This window comes from Arenibacter palladensis (assembly GCF_900129275.1).
Lineage (GTDB): Bacteria > Bacteroidota > Bacteroidia > Flavobacteriales > Flavobacteriaceae > Arenibacter > Arenibacter palladensis.
Genome location: NZ_FQUX01000001.1, coordinates 766,736 through 789,493, shown reverse-complemented (window position 1 = coordinate 789,493; position 22,758 = coordinate 766,736). Strand labels below are relative to the sequence as shown.

Annotated in this window: 15 protein-coding genes; all 15 read right to left on the bottom strand. The window is 40.7% G+C overall.

Going from position 1 to position 22,758, the window contains the following annotated elements; genetic code table 11:
• Positions 1-189 precede the first annotated feature (189 nt).
• The 15 genes from BUA60_RS03020 to BUA60_RS02950 all read right to left on the bottom strand — a co-directional run bounded on the left by BUA60_RS03020 (position 190) and on the right by BUA60_RS02950 (position 22,741).
• Positions 190-1,671 (bottom strand): SusD/RagB family nutrient-binding outer membrane lipoprotein, encoded by a 1,482-nt coding sequence (locus BUA60_RS03020; protein ID WP_072860832.1) that lies wholly within the window; start codon positions 1,669-1,671, stop codon positions 190-192.
• Between the two features lie 13 nt (positions 1,672-1,684).
• Positions 1,685-4,828 (bottom strand): SusC/RagA family TonB-linked outer membrane protein, encoded by a 3,144-nt coding sequence (locus BUA60_RS03015; protein WP_072860240.1) that lies wholly within the window; start codon positions 4,826-4,828, stop codon positions 1,685-1,687.
• Positions 4,829-5,061: 233 nt separating this feature from the next.
• Entirely contained in the window at positions 5,062-6,351 is a 1,290-nt protein-coding gene (locus tag BUA60_RS03010) for a DUF5690 family protein (RefSeq protein ID WP_072860239.1), read from the bottom strand.
• A 164-nt stretch (positions 6,352-6,515) separates the two neighbouring features.
• Positions 6,516-9,017 (bottom strand): heavy metal translocating P-type ATPase, encoded by a 2,502-nt coding sequence (locus tag BUA60_RS03005; RefSeq protein ID WP_072860831.1) that lies wholly within the window; start codon positions 9,015-9,017, stop codon positions 6,516-6,518.
• A 74-nt stretch (positions 9,018-9,091) separates the two neighbouring features.
• The gene (locus tag BUA60_RS03000; protein ID WP_072860238.1) at positions 9,092-9,655 is read right to left on the bottom strand and encodes a helix-turn-helix domain-containing protein; all 564 of its coding nucleotides are present in this window, start codon (positions 9,653-9,655) and stop codon (positions 9,092-9,094) included.
• Between the two features lie 255 nt (positions 9,656-9,910).
• Positions 9,911-10,492 carry a RidA family protein gene (locus tag BUA60_RS02995; protein ID WP_072860237.1) on the bottom strand — a complete coding sequence of 194 codons (582 nt, stop codon included), beginning with the start codon at positions 10,490-10,492 and terminating at the stop codon, positions 9,911-9,913.
• 37 nt (positions 10,493-10,529) lie between these two features.
• Complete coding sequence (locus BUA60_RS02990; protein WP_072860236.1) at positions 10,530-11,744, bottom strand: selenocysteine synthase; 1,215 nt, start codon at positions 11,742-11,744, stop codon at positions 10,530-10,532.
• Positions 11,745-11,809: 65 nt separating this feature from the next.
• Entirely contained in the window at positions 11,810-13,063 is a 1,254-nt protein-coding gene (locus BUA60_RS02985; RefSeq protein WP_245802489.1) for an amidohydrolase/deacetylase family metallohydrolase, read from the bottom strand.
• A 43-nt stretch (positions 13,064-13,106) separates the two neighbouring features.
• Positions 13,107-14,825, bottom strand: coding sequence for a PQQ-dependent sugar dehydrogenase (locus BUA60_RS02980; protein ID WP_072860235.1), 1,719 nt, complete (start codon positions 14,823-14,825; stop codon positions 13,107-13,109).
• Between the two features lie 334 nt (positions 14,826-15,159).
• The gene (locus BUA60_RS02975; RefSeq protein WP_143153112.1) at positions 15,160-15,888 is read right to left on the bottom strand and encodes a carbohydrate-binding family 9-like protein; all 729 of its coding nucleotides are present in this window, start codon (positions 15,886-15,888) and stop codon (positions 15,160-15,162) included.
• 94 nt (positions 15,889-15,982) lie between these two features.
• On the bottom strand, positions 15,983-16,996 hold the full coding sequence (locus tag BUA60_RS02970; protein WP_072860234.1) for an LLM class flavin-dependent oxidoreductase: 1,014 nt from the start codon (positions 16,994-16,996) through the stop codon (positions 15,983-15,985).
• A 1,224-nt stretch (positions 16,997-18,220) separates the two neighbouring features.
• A complete protein-coding gene (locus tag BUA60_RS02965) occupies positions 18,221-18,865 on the bottom strand; it encodes an HAD family hydrolase (protein WP_072860233.1) in 645 nt (214 codons plus the stop codon).
• 27 nt (positions 18,866-18,892) lie between these two features.
• Positions 18,893-19,897, bottom strand: coding sequence for a Gfo/Idh/MocA family protein (locus tag BUA60_RS02960; RefSeq protein WP_072860232.1), 1,005 nt, complete (start codon positions 19,895-19,897; stop codon positions 18,893-18,895).
• Between the two features lie 176 nt (positions 19,898-20,073).
• Positions 20,074-21,849 carry a purple acid phosphatase family protein gene (locus tag BUA60_RS02955; protein ID WP_072860231.1) on the bottom strand — a complete coding sequence of 592 codons (1,776 nt, stop codon included), beginning with the start codon at positions 21,847-21,849 and terminating at the stop codon, positions 20,074-20,076.
• 73 nt (positions 21,850-21,922) lie between these two features.
• Positions 21,923-22,741 carry a glycerophosphodiester phosphodiesterase gene (locus tag BUA60_RS02950; protein ID WP_072860230.1) on the bottom strand — a complete coding sequence of 273 codons (819 nt, stop codon included), beginning with the start codon at positions 22,739-22,741 and terminating at the stop codon, positions 21,923-21,925.
• Positions 22,742-22,758 lie beyond the last annotated feature (17 nt).

The window sequence follows — 22,758 nt, the reverse complement described above, 5'->3', positions numbered from 1 at the left end:
AAGTTTAGAATTGCCGACACCGTACAACGCCCATTCACTTTTCTTATACTTGCAGCTACTTAGTTAAATAAAAAGACAAGGCCACAGCAGAAGTTTGCTATGGCCTTGGACAAATTATTGAAGAGATTATGTTTTTATTGCCAAATCAATATTGGCATTTTGCTTCTATGACCTTATTGATGTTGAAAATTATTCCAACCACCAAGTTATTTCACGAATCTTATCGTTCCCAGCTCCAAACTGTCTTTCAATGGCCGCAGCTACATTTGCAGTATTGTTGTTGTACTCAGAATTAGGGTAGATCCATCGGGTTGGAGGCGTGGCTCCCGGTAATTGTGCAAATGCCGGATAACCCGTCCTTAAATGATCAAAATATGCCCTCCACCCTGTTTGCAAAAAGGAAGTAAAATATTTCTGGGTCAGAATGAGCTCCATTTTCTCTGCTGTGGTCAAGCTGTTATCAAAGGCCACCTCCGATCCCAAAAGATAGGTGTCGGCATCCGTTGGCTCTACATAGGTTTCAAAATTCTTGGCATAGGTATTATAAAAATCGAAAGATGATTTTACCCCATTTTCATAATGTTCCTTGGCATCGGTAGCGATCCATCCACGAACAGATGCTTCAGCCAAAATAAACTCCAATTCCCAATACCCCATTAGGTTGTGCGGCTCGGTTGTAGGGTCTGTAGTATATCTCAGGTTTACCTTGGAGACATCACCTGCAGCCGCCTTATCGTTAACCTCGGCATAAGGCGCCAAGGGATCTCCCCCTTCGTAGGCCATAAAATCATCAATGGCCAATCCTGCTTCCTTGGCATTTTTGGTCTGTCCGCAATAAATGAACAGCCTAGGATCCTGTCTGTCCTGAAGCCTTTCAATGAAGGTTGAGGACATGTACATTCCCGACCCGTAACCGCTAGAGTTGAATTCTGTATACCTACTTCCTTCCTCGTCCAAAAAGACCAACTGGCCATTGTCCTCGTTAGACACCATTATAGGTTCATTATTGTAAATACTGGCAAAGGAACTTATTATGTTCAAGTCCGCATCGCCCACCTTTTTGGAAAGGGTCATAAGCACCTTTAATCTAAAGGAATTGACCAATTTTTGCCATTTGGTGGTATTCCCGCCAAAAATTATATCCCCTGCAATTATGTTGGTATTTCCTTCCAAAAGTTCATTGGCTTCCGACAATTCCTTTAATATCCCAACAAAAACTTCTTTTTGGGTATCATACTTGGGCAGATACTGCTCCTCAGTCTCCCCTTTAAGGGCTTCGCTATAAGGTATATCGCCAAATGTAAGGGTCAGGTTATAGAAGTAATATGCCCTAAAAAATTTGGACAAGGCAATATATTCATCGCTTTCTATACGCTCTGCCTCCTGCATCATTTTGGTAACCTCCCCCAACATATTATAGTCATCGAAACTAGCACGGTCCCAGTTATAGTATTGATTGTTGTTTTCCCCATCGGTCTGCACCAAAATACGGGATGCGTACAAGGCCCCGGTACCATCGACCTGAAAAGCATTGCTTGCAATATTGGTCAATAATAATTGTGGGTGTGTTTCACTGACATTATTTGGGTTGTCGTTTAATTCCGTCAGATCTTGACAGCCTGTAAGGGCTATCAATACTGTTAGGCCAAATAAAATTCCTATTTTTTTCATTATGTGTCTTTTACTAAAATTTAACATTAACGCCTATACCAATGTACCTAGTGGAAGGATCCTGTAAATTATTGTCGTTCCCAAAATCCGGATCAATGATATCCGCCTTCTTCCATACCAATAAGTTGTAGCCGCTAAGGGTTACATCAAGATTTTTTACACCGTTGATATTGGCCAGTTCGGTGATATCATATTTAAAGGAAAGGGTCCTCAATTTAAAGAAGCTTCGATCGAAAATATTGGCAAACTTCTCACTTTCCTTGTAGGTCACCGCTGCCCTGTACGGATAGTTCTGCGACCAGGTCTGCCAGCTCACCGCTGTGGTATTCTGGGTGTATGTACGGGTATCGGAAATAACATCCCCATTTACGTCCTGTATCAGGTCACCGCCCGTAACCTGTACCCCGTCCGGCACATATACCGGAACTCCGGCCGCATATTCCGCATCCCTATATTCGGTAGAATTGGGGTGCTTACCGCCCCACCACATTTTCTCAACGGTCAAGGAACGGATCAGACCGCCCCATCCGCCGTCTATTCCAACATTTACGGTAAGGTTCTTATATTTAAAACTATTCTGAAGACCCAGGGTCCAATCTTGATCGTTATGTCCCAAAAGTTGTGGGAAATTATCCCTGATCGGCAATCCATTGGCACCCAAGATTAGATCGCCATCCGCAGACTTCTGCCACACCGTTGCATAGTAGCTATCTGCCCTATCGTTCAACCTTAAATTGTTGTAAGTGGCATTATCCCCGTATATTTCCGTAATTCTCTGAACCTTTCTGCTCCAGTTGGCAGTTAGGTTCCAAATAAAGTCTTCTGTAAGAATCGGTTTGGCATTAAGTACCACTTCCAGACCATTGGTAGTATATTCATTGCCATTTACCTTTCTGTTTTCAAATCCAGATGTGTTTGAAATTGGCAAGTCTATGATCTGGTTGGTGTCCACCACGTTATAATAAGTAAGATCCAATGCCAGCCTGTTCTTTAGAAAAGCAGAACTTAGACCAAGTTCGAACGAGTTGGAACTTTCGGGCTCTATGTTGGAATTTACCAAGCCATTAGGATATTGCAATTTTATATTTCCTCCAAAAACACCACTATTGGTATAATAAGATTCCGTGCTATAAGGATCCAGATCACTGGAAACCTGTGCCCATGATCCATAAAGCTTTAAATAATCCACAGCTTTTGGCATGGTAACAAAATTGGAGACCACCGTACTTAAGGACACGGATGGATAGAAATAGGAGCGGTTCTCCTTGGGAAGTGTTGAAGACCAGTCATTTCTTGCCGCAGCTGTTAAAAACACCGCATTGTATAGGTCCAGTCCCAAAGTGGCATAGACACTATTGGTTGCCCTTTCTTGAAAATATGTACTCGCAGCCACATTGCCACTAGTGTTGTTAAGGCTATACACAAAAGGAACTACAAGGCCATCGGTTGAGTTATATTCCTGTTGATATTTTCTATAAAAAGTAGAAGCACCTGCATTGACGTCGAAGGAGATATCCTCTGTCAGGGATTTGGTATAGGAGGCCAGAATATCATAATCTACTGTTAACCTTTTGGAGTTCCAGGTCTTATAGTCCCCCTCCCTGGCATCGCCATAATTTAAATAGGTCTTAGGACTTTGTCTGTCCTCAAAAATATCCTGTATAACGGCCGAGCCCCTTCCTTGAAGGTTTAAACCCTCGGCTATATTATACTTCAGCACCATCTGTGCATTGATTAGATCGGCATCGTATTTTTGGTTCAATTCATTGGCTGCAAAATACACGTTGTTGTACCAGGCATAGTTAAAGTTGGCCTGTCTATAACCTTCCTGTCCCGGAACGTACATATGTTCTTTTAAATCCTGGCCATCAACATCGTCCCCCATCCAAATTAGAATGGTATACATGTGGTTCTTTGGTCCGTACCCGTGTCTTGGGTAATTGGGAGAATACACCTTATTATAGGAAAGTTTGCTATCCAAAGTAAGTGATTTGGAAAGGTTGGTGGTAGATTTAAAAGTTAAACCCCCTGTTTTAAGACCGGAATTGGGTACCCTATCCTTTTGGTCGGAATAATTTCCTGATAAACGGAAGGAGCCTTTTTCGGATTTACTGGATACAGAGAAATCCGTACTGGAAATATATCCGGTTTCCATGAAATCCTTTAAGTTATTATGATATTCCCAAGGCGTTGGCACTCTGGAATAACGGGATTTATCGTCGTATTGGGTACCATAAACATCTCCCCACCAAGGAATGGTTTCCCCAGTAACGTTATCTAATATAGGACTGTTCCATTGGGAGACCATAACCCCAGGTTCAAACTTGGGACCCCAGATCATATCCCCATCGGAAATACCTCCGTCCTTACCGTCCCAGAATTCATACTTTCCATTGGATCCGTTACCATATTCTGTCTGGGTTTCCGGAAATACGGTAAAGCCTGCGGATACCATAGTATTATGGGACACTGAAATTTCCAATCCGTCTACATTGGCGTTCTTGGTAGTGATCAAAATGGCACCGTTTCTACCCCTAGATCCATAAAGCGCAGAAGCCGTTGTTCCCTTTAGCACGTTTACATTGGCTATGTTATTGGCGGAAACATCATAAAAATCGGTCTCGACAGGAATCCCATCAATTACGATCAATGGCGATTTTCCACGTAGGGAAAATGAAGGCTTTTGAAATAGTCCGGTGGGATTGCTTACACTTAGTCCAGCTACCTGCCCGGTAAATAGATTCCCCACATTGGGGGCATTTATTTCCTCGATTATCTCCACATCCATTTTTTGGGTGGCATAACCAATCTTCTTCTCCGCCCTAGTAATCCCCAAGGCCGTTACCACCACCTCATTCAATTTTTCAGAATCGGGAAGAAGTACTATTTCCGCTGATGTTTTTCCAGAGGTAGTAATTTCGGTTGGAATATATCCTAAATAGGTAACGAGTAGAATATCGTTTGCCGAATTTAATTCAATTTGAAAATTTCCATCAAAATCGGTAGCTACCCCTTTGGAACTACCTTTAATGACCACCGATGCCCCTGGCAAAGGCGCATTGTTTTCATCCAAAACCTTTCCCGTAAATACTCCTTGGGAATGGCCCATGATAAATGCAAAAAAGGCAAATACCATAACAATACTTGTTTTGTTCATTCTTTTTAGTTTGTGATTTTTTAATTATTTAGTGAGCGCAAATATCCTAGGCATAGGTTAACTAAACCCTCAATTAATATTAAAAGATTGCAATGAAATCTGCCTATTTGTTAAAGCAACGTTAACAAAACTATTAGGACAAAAGAATGAGCGCAAAAGTATTTAAGACAAGCCTAAAAAGGCTGATCTCTAGAAGTAGTGAGTAGATGAATGAGGAATAAGCGGGGAATAAATTATGCTTCCGCCAATTGTATTTCCGACTTTTCCACTAATAAATTCTTCTTGTATTTCCTTTTAAAGTAGAAAAGTGAAACTAAAGTAATAATAGACCCCAAAACGGCGATTAAATAAGTGCTGGCCATAAAGAAATTGAGCCAAGAAAGGGTACTCTGACCAAAATTCTTATAAAGCAGTACTCCCATACTGCCCAAATAACCAAAGGCATCCGCAATATATATAAGGTAACCTGCATTGCCCTTAATTCGGAAAGTAGCGATCATGCGATCGAAAAAAATGCAATTAAAAGGTACATAACATATATAGAGTCCAAAGCCAACACTGATCATCCAAAGAATAGGTGAAATTAAAGCCAATTGAAACAACAAGGTAGAAAGTCCAATGGCAATAGTACCAAAAAGCAATAGGTAGTGATAGGAAACAAAGGCCTTATAATTATTTTTGATCACTCCCAAAAATCCTATGATGAGCAATACCAATATGGCGATAGGCAATTCCGAGATGGTATATATGGCAGCATCACCCTCGAAACCTAGGGCATCCCAAATTTCCCTGGAAAAATTATCCCTGAAATCGCGCAAAGCAGTTAAGAAAGTGTAGAAAAAAACCAAAATTATTATTGGAAACAGAAACGTAAGAAAAACCCTTTTTCTGTCCTTCCCTGTCATAGGTTTCCGTTCTGTTCTAAGTTCCTTATCCTCCTCTGTAGGTTGGGGCATCTTATTCAACAACCAGGCAAATAATACAAAAGGAGCCAAAAAAATGCCGCCAGTAACGGATGGCATCCAAAATTGGGATACCTGCCAATTTTCCATAACCAAAAGACCCACCGATTTTACAGCGCCACTGGATACTATAAAGCTGGAACACAAAGCCACTCCCAAAAATTCTGTAAACTTTCTACCTTCCAAATATGAAAAAACAATTCCCCATACCATCCCCAATGGCAGGCCATTTAAAAACATGAATACTATATTATAAGGAGCGGGAGTAAGGGCGAACAAAAGAAGACTTGCCTCAGCGGCAAGAATAAGCCCCAGCAAATAAAATATGCGTTGGTTGGGCTTTAGTTCCGAAATTACCTTAATCCCAATAAATTTTGAAAGCATGTACCCAAGTACTTGGGCAATGATCAAAATTATCTTGTAATCTACCCCCGCAAATGAAAGATCTTCAAATGTAGCTACCGTAAACGGTTTGCGAAATGCATACATGCAGAAATAAGTGCCAAAGGAGGCAAATGCCCCATATAGCAAAAACGAAATATCTTTTTTTACTAGCTTCAAAAGTGTTGGCAGTTTGGTGTAAAATTTCTCAAAAGATAAATATTAATAGACAATATTCACCCCTTTTTATGTTGAAATGAATTATTTAAAGTTATTAGATCGTTATGTAAAGATTAAAATAATAAACCAAGCCATATTTTGTCAATTTTCAAGAAATGCCCAGGTCATGAAATATCGGCATTTCTTAATCTAAGGGCATTTGCAATTACGGAAACCGAACTAAAACTCATGGCCAATGCGGCGATCATAGGTGATAGTAGTAGCCCAAAAAATGGATAGAGCACACCTGCTGCTATAGGTACCCCAAGGGTATTGTAAATAAGTGCAAAAAATAAATTTTGTTTAATATTTCCCATCACTTTTACACTTAGGTTCCTAGCTTTTACAATTCCTTGTAAATCTCCTTTTACCAAAGTAATGGAGGCACTTTCAATAGCTACATCGGTACCTGTTCCCATGGCGATTCCAACCTCACTCTTCGCCAATGCCGGAGCATCGTTTATGCCATCTCCTGCCACCGCAACTTTTTTGCCCTGTTCTTGCAAGCTTTCCACTTCATTCAGCTTGTCCTGGGGAAGCATCCCCGCCTTAAAATCGGTAAGTTCAAGTTCCTCCGCCACAGCCTTTGCCGTATCATAATTATCACCAGTCAACATGATTACGGATATTCCCAAAGATTGCAATGCCGAAATGGCCTTTTTGCTGGTTTCTTTTATTTTATCGGTAATCACAACAAATCCAACAACAGTGCTATCTACAGAAATCATGGAAACCGTTTTGCCAAGCTGCTGTTCAATTTTTACTTTATTCATTAGCCCATTGGACATGGTAGCCTTGACTTCCTCCATCATCCTATCGTTCCCCAATGCCAGTTTAATCTCATTGACAATTCCTGATACACCTTTCCCTGTAACCGAATTAAATTCCGACACCTTCAAAATTTCCGCGCCTTGTTCCTTCCCGTATGCAACCGTTGCCTCCGCTAACGGATGTTTGCTCATTTGATTGAGGGATACAATGTATTGCAACACTTTTTCCTCAGGATAATCATCTGAGGTAACCACCACTTTTTCTACGGATGGCTTTCCCGCAGTAATTGTTCCTGTCTTATCTATAATTAGAGTATCAATTTTATTCATTTTTTCCAAAGCCTCCGCATTTTTGACCAATACCCCGGATTGCGCCCCTTTCCCTATTCCGACCATGACAGACATAGGTGTGGCCAAACCCAAGGCACAAGGACAGGCTATGATCAATACGGCAATAGCATTTACCAAGGCATAGACATATTTGGGTTCGGGACCAAAAATAGCCCAAACGATGAAGGTAATAACAGAGACCAATACCACCACGGGAACAAAATATCCGGAAATCCTATCCGCCAATTTCTGAATGGGAGCCTGACTGCGACTGGCCTTATTGACCATCTCTATAATTTGCGCCAGCAAAGTGTCCGAACCCACCTTTTCTGCCTTCATTACAAAGGATTGGTTTCCATTAATAGTTCCGGAACTCACTTGGTCACCTTCCTTTTTATCTACCGGGATGGGTTCTCCCGTAATCATGGATTCATCCAAGGAGCTCTCCCCTTCATGAATAATGCCATCGACAGGAATTTTATCACCGGGCTTAACCCTCAGCAAATCCCCTATTTTAATTTTATCGATAGCAATGACTTCTTCTTTCCCGTCCACCAGTTTAACAGCCTTATTGGGTGCCAATTTTAACAGCTCCTTCACCGCGTTGTTCGTCTTGCTATGGGCCCGGGCCTCCAAAAGTTGTCCCAATAATACTAGTGTCAGTATTACTGTAGCCGCCTCAAAATACACATGTACGGTACCGTGATGGGTTTTGAACTGGGCCGGGAAAATATCTGGAAAAAGCATTCCGAACACACTAAATAGCCAAGCAACTCCAGATCCGATACCAATAAGGGTAAACATGTTTAAATTCCATGTCTTTATAGAGCGATATGCCCTTTCAAAAAACATCCAAGTAGCATGGAATACCACGGGAAGGGAAAGTCCAAACTGGATCCAGTTCCAATATTTCATACCCAAAATAGTATACAATGGGTTATTGGGCACCATTTCTGACATGGCAATAAGAAAAATAGGCAGCGTAAAGGCAAGGGCTATCCAAAATTTCTTCAATAGCTTTTTATAGTTTTTCTCCTCTGCCGAAATATCTGTCTTTAACGGTACCAGGTCCATTCCACAGATGGGACAGGAACCTGGTTCATCCTGGATAATTTCAGGGTGCATTGGACAGGTATATTGGGTATTACCACCAATATTTGCCTTTACCTCTTCCACCAAATCCATTCCACAAACCGGACAATCTCCCGGCTGATCATAGGTTTTATCCACCTCACAATGCATAGGGCAATAAAAGGTCCCTGTACCCTTACCTCTGGGCTTTTGTTTCTTAGGTCGATGATGCTCGTGTTCTTCTCCTGGCATAGAAATGCCATAGGCGCCGCCATCATCTTCCAAGGCCTTTTTAAAAGCAGAAAGAGGTATATGCCCGTCCATGTCAATTACAGCTTCGGCTTTTTCCAAATCTACAGTTGCATGGGCAACGCCTTCCACTGCATTTAAGGTATGCTCTACATGCGACCTACAACCGTTGCAGGTCATACCGTGTATCTTATAGGTGTGTCTCATATCCATGCATTTTTAATTCGTAAGTAAAAATAGTCATATTGACACGGAACACTTTTTACAATTATGGAGAATCCTTACATAATTTTGTCCAGCGGTTTTCTATCCCATTGTTGTAATTTTTTATATTCTCCCATAGACATGCCAGTGACCGACTTAAACTGTGAGGCCAAATGACTACTGTTCCTGTAATTTAAGGCATATCCTATTTCAGAAAAATTGAGTTCGTTCATTTGGATGAGTTCCTTTGCCCATTCAATTTTTAGATCGATGTAGTATTTCTCAATGGTTACACCTTCCTTTTTACTGAACATTTTACTTAGGATGGAGTAATCTTTATTTAGTTTTTTGGACAAGTAGGAGGACATGTTGCCTGCTATATCATTTTCTCCATTGTTGATTGTATTGATTAATTGGATCTTAATGTTTTCAATGATCATATCAGCTGTATCCTTAACCAATTCGAAGCCGTTATTTTTCAATATGCCTTCTATTATACCTTCCTCATTATCGGCATTTTCCTCATATACGATCTCCCCTAATTTTATAGATGTAATTACAATCCCAGCCTTGGCAAACTCTTGTGCCAAAAGGGTTTTACATCTATCGCAAACCATATTTTTGATTAGGAGCTTTTTCATCTGTTACAGAATTGAATTTTGGGTATAGCCCAACCTTGGTTACGGACTTTACCACAAAACTATCATAAATAAAAATAACAATATTCCCCTTCACAGCTTTGGAAGGGGAATTCATCAACATTCATTGCTCCTTGGTTACATAAGGATTATTACCTGCTACTCTATCATGGAAATCCAATAGCTGTTGACCAGCGCCCTCGGCAGTTTATTATTTGATAGTAGACAAGAAGGAATATTCAATATTTGGCATCAAATTCAATCTGGCATTACCTCTACGATCATTTCGATCTCTACGGCGATATTTCCCGGAAGGGACCCCATACCTACGGCAGCGCGCGCATGTTTTCCCCTTTCTCCAAATACGGCTACCATTAAATCTGAATATCCATTGATCACCTTGGGATGATCGGGAAAATCCGGTCCTGCATTTACCATACCTAAGACCTTGACCACCCTAACTACCTTATTTAAATTTCCCAATTCAGATTTTAAAACGGATAATTGATTAATACCCGTAATTTTGGCGGCCTCATAACCCTCCTCAATGGTTAGCTCTGACCCTACCTTGCCCTCAATATTTTCGCCATTACTCTGAAGTGGCCCTTTTCCAGATAGAAAAATTAGATTTCCAGAGCGAACGGCATTTACGTAATTGGCTACCGGAGCACTGGCTTCCGTTAAGGTTATGCCCAGTTCCTTAAGTTTTTTTTCTGGATCATAGTCGGCTGGAACTACTGGTGTTTCCTTTTTAACAGATGTTCCTACATCTTCCTTTTTTGTGTTGCATGAAATGGTCATTACCACCATTAATGGGATTAAAAAATACTTGAAATTCATACGCTTGCTATTAAAACTAATTCTTATTTATTACTAATTACACATTCTCCAACACTTCCTTAAGGCGTTTGGCCACTATTCTTTCCTGACCCGGATCCATCATCCAGGTAGTTATACCTATAGTTTCCTTGTCACCTACCGTAGCTATGGCAGGATGGCCTTCCATTAACTTTTTCCTGGCGTCCTCTGGACTTATCTTAACCAAATTACTGTCCCATTTAATACGTAGGGAAGGGACATGGTTGGCATAGGGCGGTACATGTATTTCTGTCTGCACCCCTTTTACGGATAAGGCACTATCGCTAATTAATTTAATTTGATTTTCCCAAAGTTCCCATTCCTTTTGATGATCCTTGGCCAAATACATTTCCAAGGCCACCAGAATCCCTAGAACTTCCTCCTTATTTACTTTCATACCCCTTCCAATAGTGCTTCCACGAGGCGGGGTATGTATTCTTGCCGCTTTTATCAGGTCCCTTCTGCCCAACAATAATCCAGCGCTTTGGGGCCCTCTAATTCCTTTTCCTCCAGAAAATGCCACTAAATCGAACCCCATTTTAGTAAATTTAAACAAGTTCTCCACTGGGGGTACATCAGCTGCACAATCTATAAAAGTTGGAATGTTGTGTTTTTTTCCAATAGCGATAAACTCGTCATACTTAATTTCACCATTGTCCGTATTGGCATTTAAAAACCATAGCATGGCCGTATTTTTGTTAATGGCCTTTTCCATTTCCTTCTTTGTTTTTACGGTGACTATTTTGGCGCCGACGTTCAATAGGGCATGGGTATAACCAATATTATGGCCTTCCTGTATTATTACTTCGTGCTTCAATCCTGTGGTATCCGGAAGTTGGGCGGCTATTTCGGAGTCCATTCCAGAAATTACCCCGGCAAGCCCAATGGACATGGCCCCGAAAGCTCCAGAGGATACCGTGGCATATTCGCACTCCAACAATTCTGCTATTCTTTCACCGACCTTATCCTGTAGGTCGTCCAAATCTACATATTCCGTAGCTCCGAATACAATTGCCGAGGTAACCTCCTCGGACATTAAGGAACCTGTCATGGAAGTATAGGTTCCGGCAGCATTGATAAATGTACGTATGCCCAGCTCCTTGAAAAAATTCCGCTTTGCCGGTTGGCTTACTGTAGCACCAAGCAATTGAGGCGTTAATAATCCAGTACCTACCAATCCGCCCACCACTGGTACACTGGATAAGGTTTTTAATAATTTTCTCCTACTTAACATAATTAATTTTTTATAGATTAATCCAATTCAATGCACTTCCCATAGACTATTTTCAATAAACGGGATTACTTTGCATTCCACATAGGTCTGGAAATACCGTTTAGATCCCAAACCACATCTCCCTCCCTTAGGGTTAGCTCACATTCCAATTTTTGGTCGCCCATCATTTTTTTCCCTTGTGTATCAATAAACCCAAAATTCCCTTTTCTAAGGTTCAGAATAGTTAGGTCTGCCACGGCCCCAACAGTCAGGTGTCCTAAATCCGTGCGTTTAATATACTGGGCAGGATTCCAAGTTGCAGTTTCAATTACCTGTTTTACCGGCATGCCCATATTGATGAATTTTGACATTATATTGAGGATATCCTTCATTCCCCCGTTCATACTTCCCGTGTGCAGGTCCGTGCTTATGGAATTAGGTAAAAACCCTTGTTTTATGGCCGGAATGGCTTGCTCGAAGACAAAGCTGCCACCACCATGTCCAACATCAAAAATGATCCCTCGTTTTTGGGCATCAAAGACATATTTCCTAACCTTGCCACTTTCATCCACTACAGGAGTTCTTCCTTTTACATGGGCATAGGCATGGGTAAAGATGTCACCGGGACGAAGTTTTTCCATGAGCAATGTTTCCAATGACAACTCCGGTTCGCTGCCTCCAAAATCGATCATAACCGGGATATCGGCCATAGTCCCCGCTGCAACCACCCTATTTACAGGTTCCCAATCAAAACCACTATAATGGGCCAATTTTACCCCTACTATGGTCCCTTTGTTCTGTGAGGCAACATAGGCCGTTAATTTAGGATTCATATCCTCTATATTCTGCTCAATGGCACCTCCCTTCATGCCCGACCCAATAATATTTAAGAAAGACAATACCCTTGTTTTTGAATTATCTATCGTCTGCGCCTTAAAGGTTTTAAAATTCTTCCACCCAGCACCACCTACATCAACAATAGTGGTAACGCCACTTCTAAAGGTAAAACCATCAGGGGGCAGGGCACTAAAACTGTTACTTAAATACGCATCCTCCTCGGTCCCAAAAAAATTGTGCCCATGTATATCCAAGAGTCCGGGAGCTACAATAAACCCCTTGGCATCTATTACCTTTTTAGCCTGATTTTCGGGAATTTTGGAATCGACTTTTGCAATTTTCCCATCCTTTATGGCTACATCCATTACTTGGTCCAAATTGTTTTTAGTGTCTATCACATGTCCCCCTTTAACCAAGATGTCATAGTCCTGTGCGGTCAAGGAAATAGTTGCCGCTAGCATTAAAATAATAGCCCAATTCCGTTTTTTTAGCATATTTTTCATTTTTAAAAAGTATTAGTTGATCTAAACACCTAGTATGTAAATTTTATAAACTGCTTCTTAGCTTCCTTACTTCTTCTGGTTTTATCTCCCCCGCATCATTCCCAAAATTGGTCCTGATATAGGTCAGGACATCGGCCACTTCCTCATCACTTAAAAAACTATGCTGTGGCATTACCCCGTTGTAAACCTCCCCGTTCACCTCCATGGAGCCTTCCATTCCATTTAAAACAATATTGATCAATCTCTCCTTGTCACCAATTACCCATTCCGTTCCGGTCAAAGGTGGAAATCTACCCGTTGCTCCCCTACCATCCTGTTGATGACAGGTGCTGCAATAGGTATAATAAATCTTTTCACCTCCGGTAAATGCACCTGCCATAAGATTATCCTTGGTTTCATCGGGTGTCCTAATATGGGACAATAGTTTTCTTTTTTCCATTTCCGCCAATTGATCCTGGCCAAAATTATTTTTGTCGCCATGGAATACTATCTTCCATATCCTTCCCTTTACCGAATCTGAAATGTACATACTATCGTCTGCACCGAAAGCAATACCCATAGGCCTATATTCGGCGTCTTTAACACTTACGATGGGGTCTACCCCTGCAAAACCATCCGCAAAAACCTCCCAATCGCCGGAAGGCTTTCCGTCCTTAAAGGGAACAAATCCAACAAAATACCCCGATTGCGGATATGGAGCTCTATTAGTTGATCCATGGAAGGCTATAAAAGCCCCATTTTTATATCGATTTGGCAGCTTATCCCCATCGTAAAAAACCAAATCGTTCGGAGCCCAGTGCCCAGGGAATCCCATTATAGGATCATCAAATTCCTGACATCTCCCGGTTATATTCCCATCACCCCCGTATTCAGGGGCGAGGACCTTTTTTTCCTGTATTTGGTCATAGTAACAATAGGGCCAGCCAAAATTTGAACCTTCGGTTACCCTAATAAATTCTTCCGAGGGGAGCAAGGCACTTTCCCAACCGGAATAGATATTGGGAAATAGTCTCAGCAAATCATCCCGTCCGTGCATTACAATATACAGATTCTCATCCTCAGAATTCCAATCCATTGCCACCACACTGCGTATCCCCGAAGCATATTTGTAACCGTCCTTTTGGGTCTGACCAAGTTTATTGGCCTCGAAACGCCAAACACCGCCATGGTCCTCCAATTGTGGACATGGATCCATGCCCGGAGCCCCAGGGGTTCTTTTAGGGTTTTGACAAGCATTGGAAGGGGCACCAAAGGGAACATACATATACCCCTTGTTATCAAAAGCAATGGGCTTGCCTATATGTTCGTGCTTGCCATGCTCATGATCATCGGTCATGACAATTTCCATTTCCCCTTCAGGTATTAGAGTTCCCGGTTTTAATTTATAGCGATAAATGACCAATTCAGAACTAAAATACAGATAGCCATTATAGATCCTCATGGCTGTGGAATAACTCCATTTTTGAAGGGAACGATACGCTCCAAATTTTTGCATTATCTCTGCCCTGCCATCTTTGTTTTTATCCTGTAGTGCAACTATGCCTCCATTTTCATTGGAATTTCTAAGTTTGCCATACACTATTCCATCGTTGGTCACGGCCAAATGCCGAACCCTTTCCTCTATGCTATCCACGACCACGACTGCCTTGAAACCTTCTGGTAAATAAAGACCTGCGTTAGGTTGTTGTACCTCACAATTCAACAGAGTCCAAACGGGCACTACACCAAAAAGTAATTTTTTGATTCGCGGGGAAATGGGCATTGATCGTATATTAAATAAACCTATAATTGACTCTCCACCATGGGCAATTTTCACCAATACCAATTATTCCCCAAAATATGATTTGGATTGGAATTGTTGTATTACCCTATAATAATATCCTCAGCATGCATGTAGTTCCTGCCTTAAACTTTCTAAGATGTGTTCGAACACATCTTAAATTTAATAATACTTTGGGGAATCTGCCTATTTTATTTCCAATATTTAACAATTATATTGTTCAATTAAAATAAAAGCGCGATTTCTATTGAAAGATTATAAAAAATATCCCTTCAAAATATCTTGTTCCCGAAGTGACTTGGAATCACCCTGTTGTTTATTGAAAAATAAGTTTGCCAAAATATTCCGGCCTGTGATAATCGGGCTTTTCGGTTCCAACCGGATTCCAGGTTAAATAATGACGTTGCGAAGTAGCGTCGCCACACTTATAAAAATTTGCAGTACTCTTTAGGCCCTTTAATTTTATTTCAGGATTATGGGTCAGGATCCCAGCAGGTATTATAATGGTCATTTCCCAAGAAAAATCGCCCGTTCTTTCTGTGAATGTTTGTGATCCTAAAGTACTTTGTACCTCGATCAAATTCCTAATGGTATTTGGGTCAACAAATTGACGCTGCCCTCTTCCAGGTCCATAAGCCAAATGGACGGTGCCAATACAATTGAATTCAAAATTATAATAATTCCCGTTCCCTAAGGGGTCTAAAAAAAATTCCACACAACTATCACGGGCCACTGGGCCATTGGTGTCCCCAACACTGGCCAGAATGTTTTTTTCCTGGACATAATATTTTATCCAAATGGCATTATTGCTGTGCGCAATCCTAAAAGATACATTTGGCCGATAAGAAAATTGACCCCAATTTATTAAGTCGATTGCATGTAATTCAGTATGTTCCTCCAAAAGTTGGGATACCTCTTCCAAATCGGCTTGTCCCTCAAATTCTATTTCTTTTACCTTTAACATTTTCTCCTGACTATGTATTTCAGTGTTACAAGCCATCATAATCCCGCATAGGCACAATATTAAATATTTCCTCTTACTCATATATGGCAAATCTATATAAGTACAAATTAACCAAAATTTGTTATCCAGAATCCATGATACCAAAAATATGACTTTAACAAAGGTAATTTTACTCCTATTTAAGAAGGCCACTCAAAATTTCATAGGAACTTAAACGATCCTGATGATCAAAAATATGGGATACTGCCATTATTTCATTGACCCTCGTTGCTTCAATAAAATTTGTAAGTTGTGCTTTTATGGTTTCCTGGGATCCTACAAAACTATAGTGCATCATCTTTTGTATTTGGACTTTTTCCACCTCATGCCATAATCCGTCCATACTCTTCACAGGTGGTGGTAAAGGTTTTCTAGTATTCCTTATAATTCCCAAAGCCAATTGCTGAAGGCTGGTCTCCAAATACTTGGCCTTTTCATCTGTTTCTGCGGCAATTATATTTACACAGGCAATAGTATAGGGAGCTGTACTTTGTTCCGAAGCTTGAAAATTTTGATGGTACAATCTAAGGGCTTCATGTAAATGGGTTGGTGCAAAATGACTGGCAAAAGCATATGGCAATCCCTTTGCTCCGGCCAATTGGGCACTAAATGTGCTTGAACCCAGTAAATACAAGGGAATATTCAAGCCTTCTCCCGGTATGGCCCGTACTGCAGCATGACTATTTTCTTTAGAGAAATAGGTCTGCAATTCTACTATATCCTTTGGGAAATCGTGCACAGTTTCCGTACGATCCCGTCTTAATGCCTTGGCCGTTAGTTGATCTGTTCCTGGAGCCCTTCCCAAACCCAAGTCAATTCTCCCTGGATAAAGTGTCTCCAAGGTACCAAATTGTTCCGCTACAATTAAAGGGGCGTGGTTGGGCAACATAATTCCACCGGAGCCTACCCTAATGGTCTTGGTGCCTTGGGCAATATGTCCTATTAAAATTGGTGTAGCCGAACTCACCAAACTTTCCATATTATGGTGTTCGGAAATCCAAAATCGTTCAAAGCCCAAAGTTTCTACGTGTTGTGCCAATTCCAGGCTCTTTTGTATAGACTGTAAAGGGGTTGAGCCCTGAGCTACAGGCACCAAATCCAAAACTGAGAATTTGGTATTCTTAATATTACTGTTGATGTTATCCTCCATTTTTTCGATATTTTCTTAATCTGATAATATGGTTTAGTCGAAAAATGATATCTATACTTAAAACAAAAAACAATTATAAATCAGAACTATTATTCCGCTAAAACATTACCAAAATTTAAATATAGCCAGATTAATCTTCTTAGGGAGGTAAGTGATAAAACCAGTAACTCTCCCAATAACTATCGGGAATACAAAAAAAGGCCTAGGTCCATATGACCAGGCAAGTCATTTCAACCTTAAGAGAGAAATCATAACAATGAAACTGCCAAATACGGGCGGTCACCCCTTCCGTCTCCTCAGCCGATAGCTGAAGATCCACCTTCCCCTAGCTAGGGGAAGGAGCCTTTTCTTAAACCTTGTTCCTAAAAATTGAGACATTAAAGATTAGGGATTACCCCTAAAATTGACATACCATGTGCCACCTCATCCATATTGTTCATTGTGAAAATGTATTATCCAATCAGCTTCCAAACTACCAACTCAACCTGGCCAAGATCAGCCTAAAACCATTATATGTGACAATTCTCCCAATAACTATCGGGATTACTAAAAAAGGCCAATGTCCATATGACTGGGCAAGTCATTTCAACCTTAATTAAGAGAGAAATCATAACAATGAAACTGCAAAATACGGGCGGTCACCCCTTCCGTCTCCTCAGCCGATAGCTGAAAAGGCTCCTTCCCCTAGCTAGGGGAAGGAGCCTTTTCTTAAACCTTGTTCCTAAAATTGAGACATTAAAGATTAGGGATTACCCCTAAAATTGACATACTATGTGCCACATCATCCATATTGTTCATTGTGAAAATGTATTATCCAATCAGCTTCCAAACTACCAACTCAACCTGGTCAAGATCTGCCTAAAACCATTATATGCGTCGTCTCTCCCAATAACTATCGGGATTACTAAAAAAGGCCAATGTTCAAATGACTGGGCAAGTCATTTCAACCTTAAGAGAGAAATCATAACAATGAAACTGCTAAATAAGGGCGGTCACCCCTTCCGTCTCCTCAGCCGATAGCTGAAGATCCACCTACCCCTAGCTAGGGGAAGGAGCCATTTCTTAGACCTTGAGCCTAAAAATTGAAACTTTAAATATTTAGGAATTACCCCTAAAATGAATACGGCATAAGCTAAATCGCACAAATAGCTCAAAAACGTTTTGAAAGCCAAGCGTGAAGCAACCACTTCATTAAAAACACAAGCCCCATCATCTATGTTTGGATTAAAGCAAATCCCTTAAATCGGAAATTTTATTTATGTTATGATCTGGATTAGGCACATCGCCAAATCCGTATTTGGCAAAAATAAAAGGGATTTGGTTCCCTATGGCCGCAGTATAGTCCCCCATAGTATCCCCAATATAAATGGGTTTGGAGAGATTGTTTCTTTCAATGACCATTTTTACATTTTCGGTCTTGGACAGTCCGGTATTTCCAGAACATTCGTAATCTTTAAAATACTCCCCCAAACCGTGGTATTCAAAAAAGGCCTCTATATAACCGGCCTGACAATTACTTACTATATATAGATTGTACTTACCCTCTAAGATCTTCAAGGTATCTTCCAATCCATGATACAAAACCCCTCCAGACTCCTTAATGTCGTTCACCTCCTGTACATAGCAACTGTTCATGACCTCGTCTTGCTGTTCTTTGGAAAGATATGGAAACAGTTTTTTTCCTACCAGGTCGTGCTGCATTCCCAGAATACCCTGTATATCTTCCTCTGAAATAGGATTTTTAATACAATCGAAACCATTCAAAGCAGTATGCCAAGCCTTGATACTCATGGGCATAGGATCCCAAAGGGTACCATCCAGGTCAAAAATAATGTTTTCAATATGATGCCTTAATTCACTCAGAGCCATTTTTAAAAGTTTTGAATAGTGCCAGTACTACATTAAATTGACCACTTCTCCTGTTTTGGCCGATTCATAGGCTGCATCTACAATGTCCAGCACCATTTGTCCTTCCATTAAGCCCGGAACAGGTTGTTGCCTGGTTTTGATACAATCCACAAAATACTCCATTTGACGGGTGTAAATAATTTGGTCGCAGTGATCTTCCCTTTTAGGAAGCTCTGGTACTGTTGTTACCGTACCTTCACCTTCCTTCATTTTCAAAAATGTAGGAAACAGATTGGCATAACCCTTTGTTCCAAACAAACTTGTACTGGCTTCCGGCCCGTCCATATGGGGATGCCACCATCCACTTTCAATGATGCTTTCCGTACCATTGTCCCAGGTAATGACCAAGATTCCCGTATCGTCTACATCATAATCTCCAAACTCTGTAGAAATTCTGGCATATACCTTGGCAGGTTTTGGGTCTCCCAAAATATATCTTACGGCGTCAATGGCGTGTACCCCCATATCTGCCAAGGCCCCGCCCCCTGCCAATTCCTTTTTGGTAAACCAGCCAGAGGGACCCCAATTTTCATGTATTCCGTAGCCTTTGGTCTTAAATACACGTCCTATCTTTCCCGAGGCCACGGTATCCTTTATATAACGGGTATCGGTATCAAAACGCCACATATGACCTACCATCACCAATTGGTTATGTTTGTTTGCCACCTCAGCTATTTGTCTTCCTTCATCCCCGCTCATTCCCATAGGTTTTTCAAGAAAAACATCTTTTCCATTTTTCAAAAACTCTATGGCATAGGGAGCGTGAAATTGATTGGGAGTACTTATAATTACGCCGTCCAGATCATCACTTTTTACAAGGGACGAAATATCATTCAAGGCCTCTTTTATATTGTACTTAAGGGCAAATTTTTGGGCATTTTCAAGGTTCTTAGACACCACGGCCACAATTTCAACATCGGTTAAGGTTTGTAGTCCACGAGCATGATAATCCGATATAAATCCTGCACCTATAAGGGCTATTCTGGTTTTCATCTGTTTAATATTTTATAATTGATTAAATAGAAGTAATTACAAAATTTACATAGGGATGTAACCACTTCGTTTTACTCACGTCCTTATTATTTTTTGTGGTCGTGAACCTTTCGGTTTCACATAAACTTAATCATATGCGTATGCTATGCTTAAAAAAGTTTATGTCCATTTCATAATTACTTTTTTATTAAAAGTTCATCAACAATTTCTCCGTCCTGATTGTAGGTTGTGTATTTCAAAGATTTATCGGTCAATGTCATATACTGGTAAAACTGACCGTCCTTGAACCTCTTTTCAGCATAAGGCTCTTCCCCTATATCATCATGATTACCATTTGTCCCAATAGACACTACATACACGGTCCCATCTTTAAACGAGTCCACCACCTTGCCATTATTCATCGGCTTTGAGCGCATGTAATAATGAATATGCCCGGACATGACCATGTCAACATGGTAGGTATCAAAAAGACCTCCCCATTCTTGTTGAATATCCAAATAAGGTTCTTCAAAATTAAAGGGCGGAAAATGAAACATGACGAATTTCCAAGTGGCATTGGAATTTTTCAATTGATTCTCTATCCATTGGGTCTGTGCTTCGTTGGGTTGGGTTGAATCTATCATCAAAAATAAAGCGTTTCCATATTTGAAAGCGTAAGTGCTTTCCGGATCCACTTTTTCAGGTCCGTTTGTGGGCAAACTAAATAATTGATAATACATCCAGGCTCCCAAACCATCCTGCCGATCATGATTTCCAGGAACGGGCATTAAGGGCTTATTGGAGAACACATCTTTTGAATATCCAAAAAACATGTCCCATTCTGTACGGTAAAGTCCCGTAGTCACAATATCGCCTGCAATTGAATAAAATGCAGTTTCCGGATGTCGGAGGTTGGCATCGTTGAGCATTTCTGCCCATTTGGGATCCCTATGCGTATCTCCGAACCAAATAAACGAGAACTCCTTTGTATCCTTCGCTTCGGTTTTAAAATTTTTAACAGAAGACCATGATCCATCTTCCACTGAACCCACGCGATATTCATAAGAGCTTCCAGCCTCCAAGTTGGTCAGATTAGAGGTAAATCGATTTATATATCTATCATTGAACAACATTCTATCTTCCATGCCGGATACCGAGGCATTTAAGGAAATGGTGTCGGATGTATTTTTCTTCCAATACTGAACAGTTCCATCTTTTACGGTAGTATTGGTTCTCCATTGTACATCCATGGAATTTGTGGGATCCGCACTCCAGGTAAGCATAATCTGATCGGGTCGACTGGAAGATGGAAATATCGTTTCCCGAAAAGCTCCTTCTACATGTGCTTCCCGGGCCCTTCCCCTGACGGTAGTGAACAATACCTGACCCTCAAGTTCTTTGGGAAGGTCCGTAATTTTAAGGTCGGACCAGTCATGGTATGTAAAAGCCCCTTTTTTAAACACTTCCAAAGAATATTCCTCAGGATAGCGTTCGCTAATTGTTAATTCCTCATTGGAATTCTGTGGGCCTACCGATATAAAATAGACGACTCTATCCATGTCGAACCCCGGGATACCGAGATTAACCCAACCCGCATCAAAATCCTTTTGCCATACTTCATATTCATAGACTTCATTTTTTACGAGTTCATTAGTCTTTACAAAACCACTTTCCTTAAGCCAAAACGGTACTTCATGATCCAAATGTCTCATCAAAGAAACCGTTACGGGCACATTTACCTTAAAATATTGGTAACGGGTTGCCAGTGTTGTTTTCTCGCTATCGGTCAGAAACTGGAGCATAAAAGTATCGTCAATGGAATCGTAGTCCTTGGGATCCACTTTTTCATACAATCTGGTAATTACACTATCCATTACTCCTTTTACAGAGCCTTGGGTATGTTCTACTTCCTTTTTGGTTTCGGAACAGGAAAAAATTAAAAACAAGATGGAAACTATTAAGTATTTTCTCATTTAATTAGAATGTATTTATTCTTTGGATTTTACCATATTCTGTGATTACTGTTGGGGTGCTTTACCAAGGTGATTAATTCGCTCTTGAAAAAGCATCCAGCATTTTGGACAAACGATCTGTCAAAATAAAATCGACCCCTGCATCCAATAATTCCTTCACACGACCTGCTTCTTCGGAATGAAAATAATTAATGCGAATCCCATTTTCCTTCAGCTTCTTCAAATCTGCCAACATATTTTCATCGTCCCTACTACTTTTTATTTGAAGAAATGTGAAGCCTTTTTCGATGGTTTCATCAATATATTCAGCGCGAGTGGATAATCGCTCCATGTTGCACATCATAATATTGGGATTTACCTGCCTTACCCCTTTGGCAGCCTCATTATTACAAGCAATAACAGCCTGGTGGATTCTGTCTGCAGAAATCACAGCTTCCGCTGTTGCCGCACCCAATTTTTCATCCCCTTTTAAATGGATATTAAGCCAGATGTTTTTCGGCATAATATCCAAGGCCTCCTTTAAGGTGGGAACCCTTTCTTTCTTAAACTCTTTGGATTTCCATTTGCCCGCATCCAACCTTTTTATTTTCCTCAATGTAAGATTCTTTACCAGTCCGCGGCCATTGGTGGTCCTATTTACCTTATCATCGTGCATAATAACCAATTGATTGTCCTTGGTCATCTGAACATCCAACTCTATCATCTGTGCGCCCAATCGAATTGCCTCCTCAAATGCTGCCAAAGTATTCTCCGGATGGGTTTCATTGGCTCCCCTATGCGCACAAATGCCCTTTAAGGGCATACTATAATTTTCCTTGACCAACATGGAATCTTGCCCAACAACAAGATTGGACCAAGTGAAAATAGAAATTAGGCCTATAAGTAATTTCATCTGTTCAAAATAATATT

Bases quoted from the DNA above. Each gene is read 5' to 3' on its own strand.
- BUA60_RS03020 (WP_072860832.1), bottom strand. From the start codon at position 1,671: ATGAAAAAAATAGGAATTTTATTTGGCCTAACAGTATTGATAGCCCTT.
- BUA60_RS03015 (WP_072860240.1), bottom strand. From the start codon at position 4,828: ATGAACAAAACAAGTATTGTTATGGTATTTGCCTTTTTTGCATTTATC.
- BUA60_RS03005 (WP_072860831.1), bottom strand. From the start codon at position 9,017: ATGAGACACACCTATAAGATACACGGTATGACCTGCAACGGTTGTAGG.
- BUA60_RS03000 (WP_072860238.1), bottom strand. From the start codon at position 9,655: ATGAAAAAGCTCCTAATCAAAAATATGGTTTGCGATAGATGTAAAACC.
- BUA60_RS02995 (WP_072860237.1), bottom strand. From the start codon at position 10,492: ATGAATTTCAAGTATTTTTTAATCCCATTAATGGTGGTAATGACCATT.
- BUA60_RS02990 (WP_072860236.1), bottom strand. From the start codon at position 11,744: ATGTTAAGTAGGAGAAAATTATTAAAAACCTTATCCAGTGTACCAGTG.
- BUA60_RS02985 (WP_245802489.1), bottom strand. From the start codon at position 13,063: ATGAAAAATATGCTAAAAAAACGGAATTGGGCTATTATTTTAATGCTA.
- BUA60_RS02980 (WP_072860235.1), bottom strand. From the start codon at position 14,825: ATGCCCATTTCCCCGCGAATCAAAAAATTACTTTTTGGTGTAGTGCCC.
- BUA60_RS02975 (WP_143153112.1), bottom strand. From the start codon at position 15,888: ATGAGTAAGAGGAAATATTTAATATTGTGCCTATGCGGGATTATGATG.
- BUA60_RS02970 (WP_072860234.1), bottom strand. From the start codon at position 16,996: ATGGAGGATAACATCAACAGTAATATTAAGAATACCAAATTCTCAGTT.
- BUA60_RS02965 (WP_072860233.1), bottom strand. From the start codon at position 18,865: ATGGCTCTGAGTGAATTAAGGCATCATATTGAAAACATTATTTTTGAC.
- BUA60_RS02960 (WP_072860232.1), bottom strand. From the start codon at position 19,897: ATGAAAACCAGAATAGCCCTTATAGGTGCAGGATTTATATCGGATTAT.
- BUA60_RS02955 (WP_072860231.1), bottom strand. From the start codon at position 21,849: ATGAGAAAATACTTAATAGTTTCCATCTTGTTTTTAATTTTTTCCTGT.
- BUA60_RS02950 (WP_072860230.1), bottom strand. From the start codon at position 22,741: ATGAAATTACTTATAGGCCTAATTTCTATTTTCACTTGGTCCAATCTT.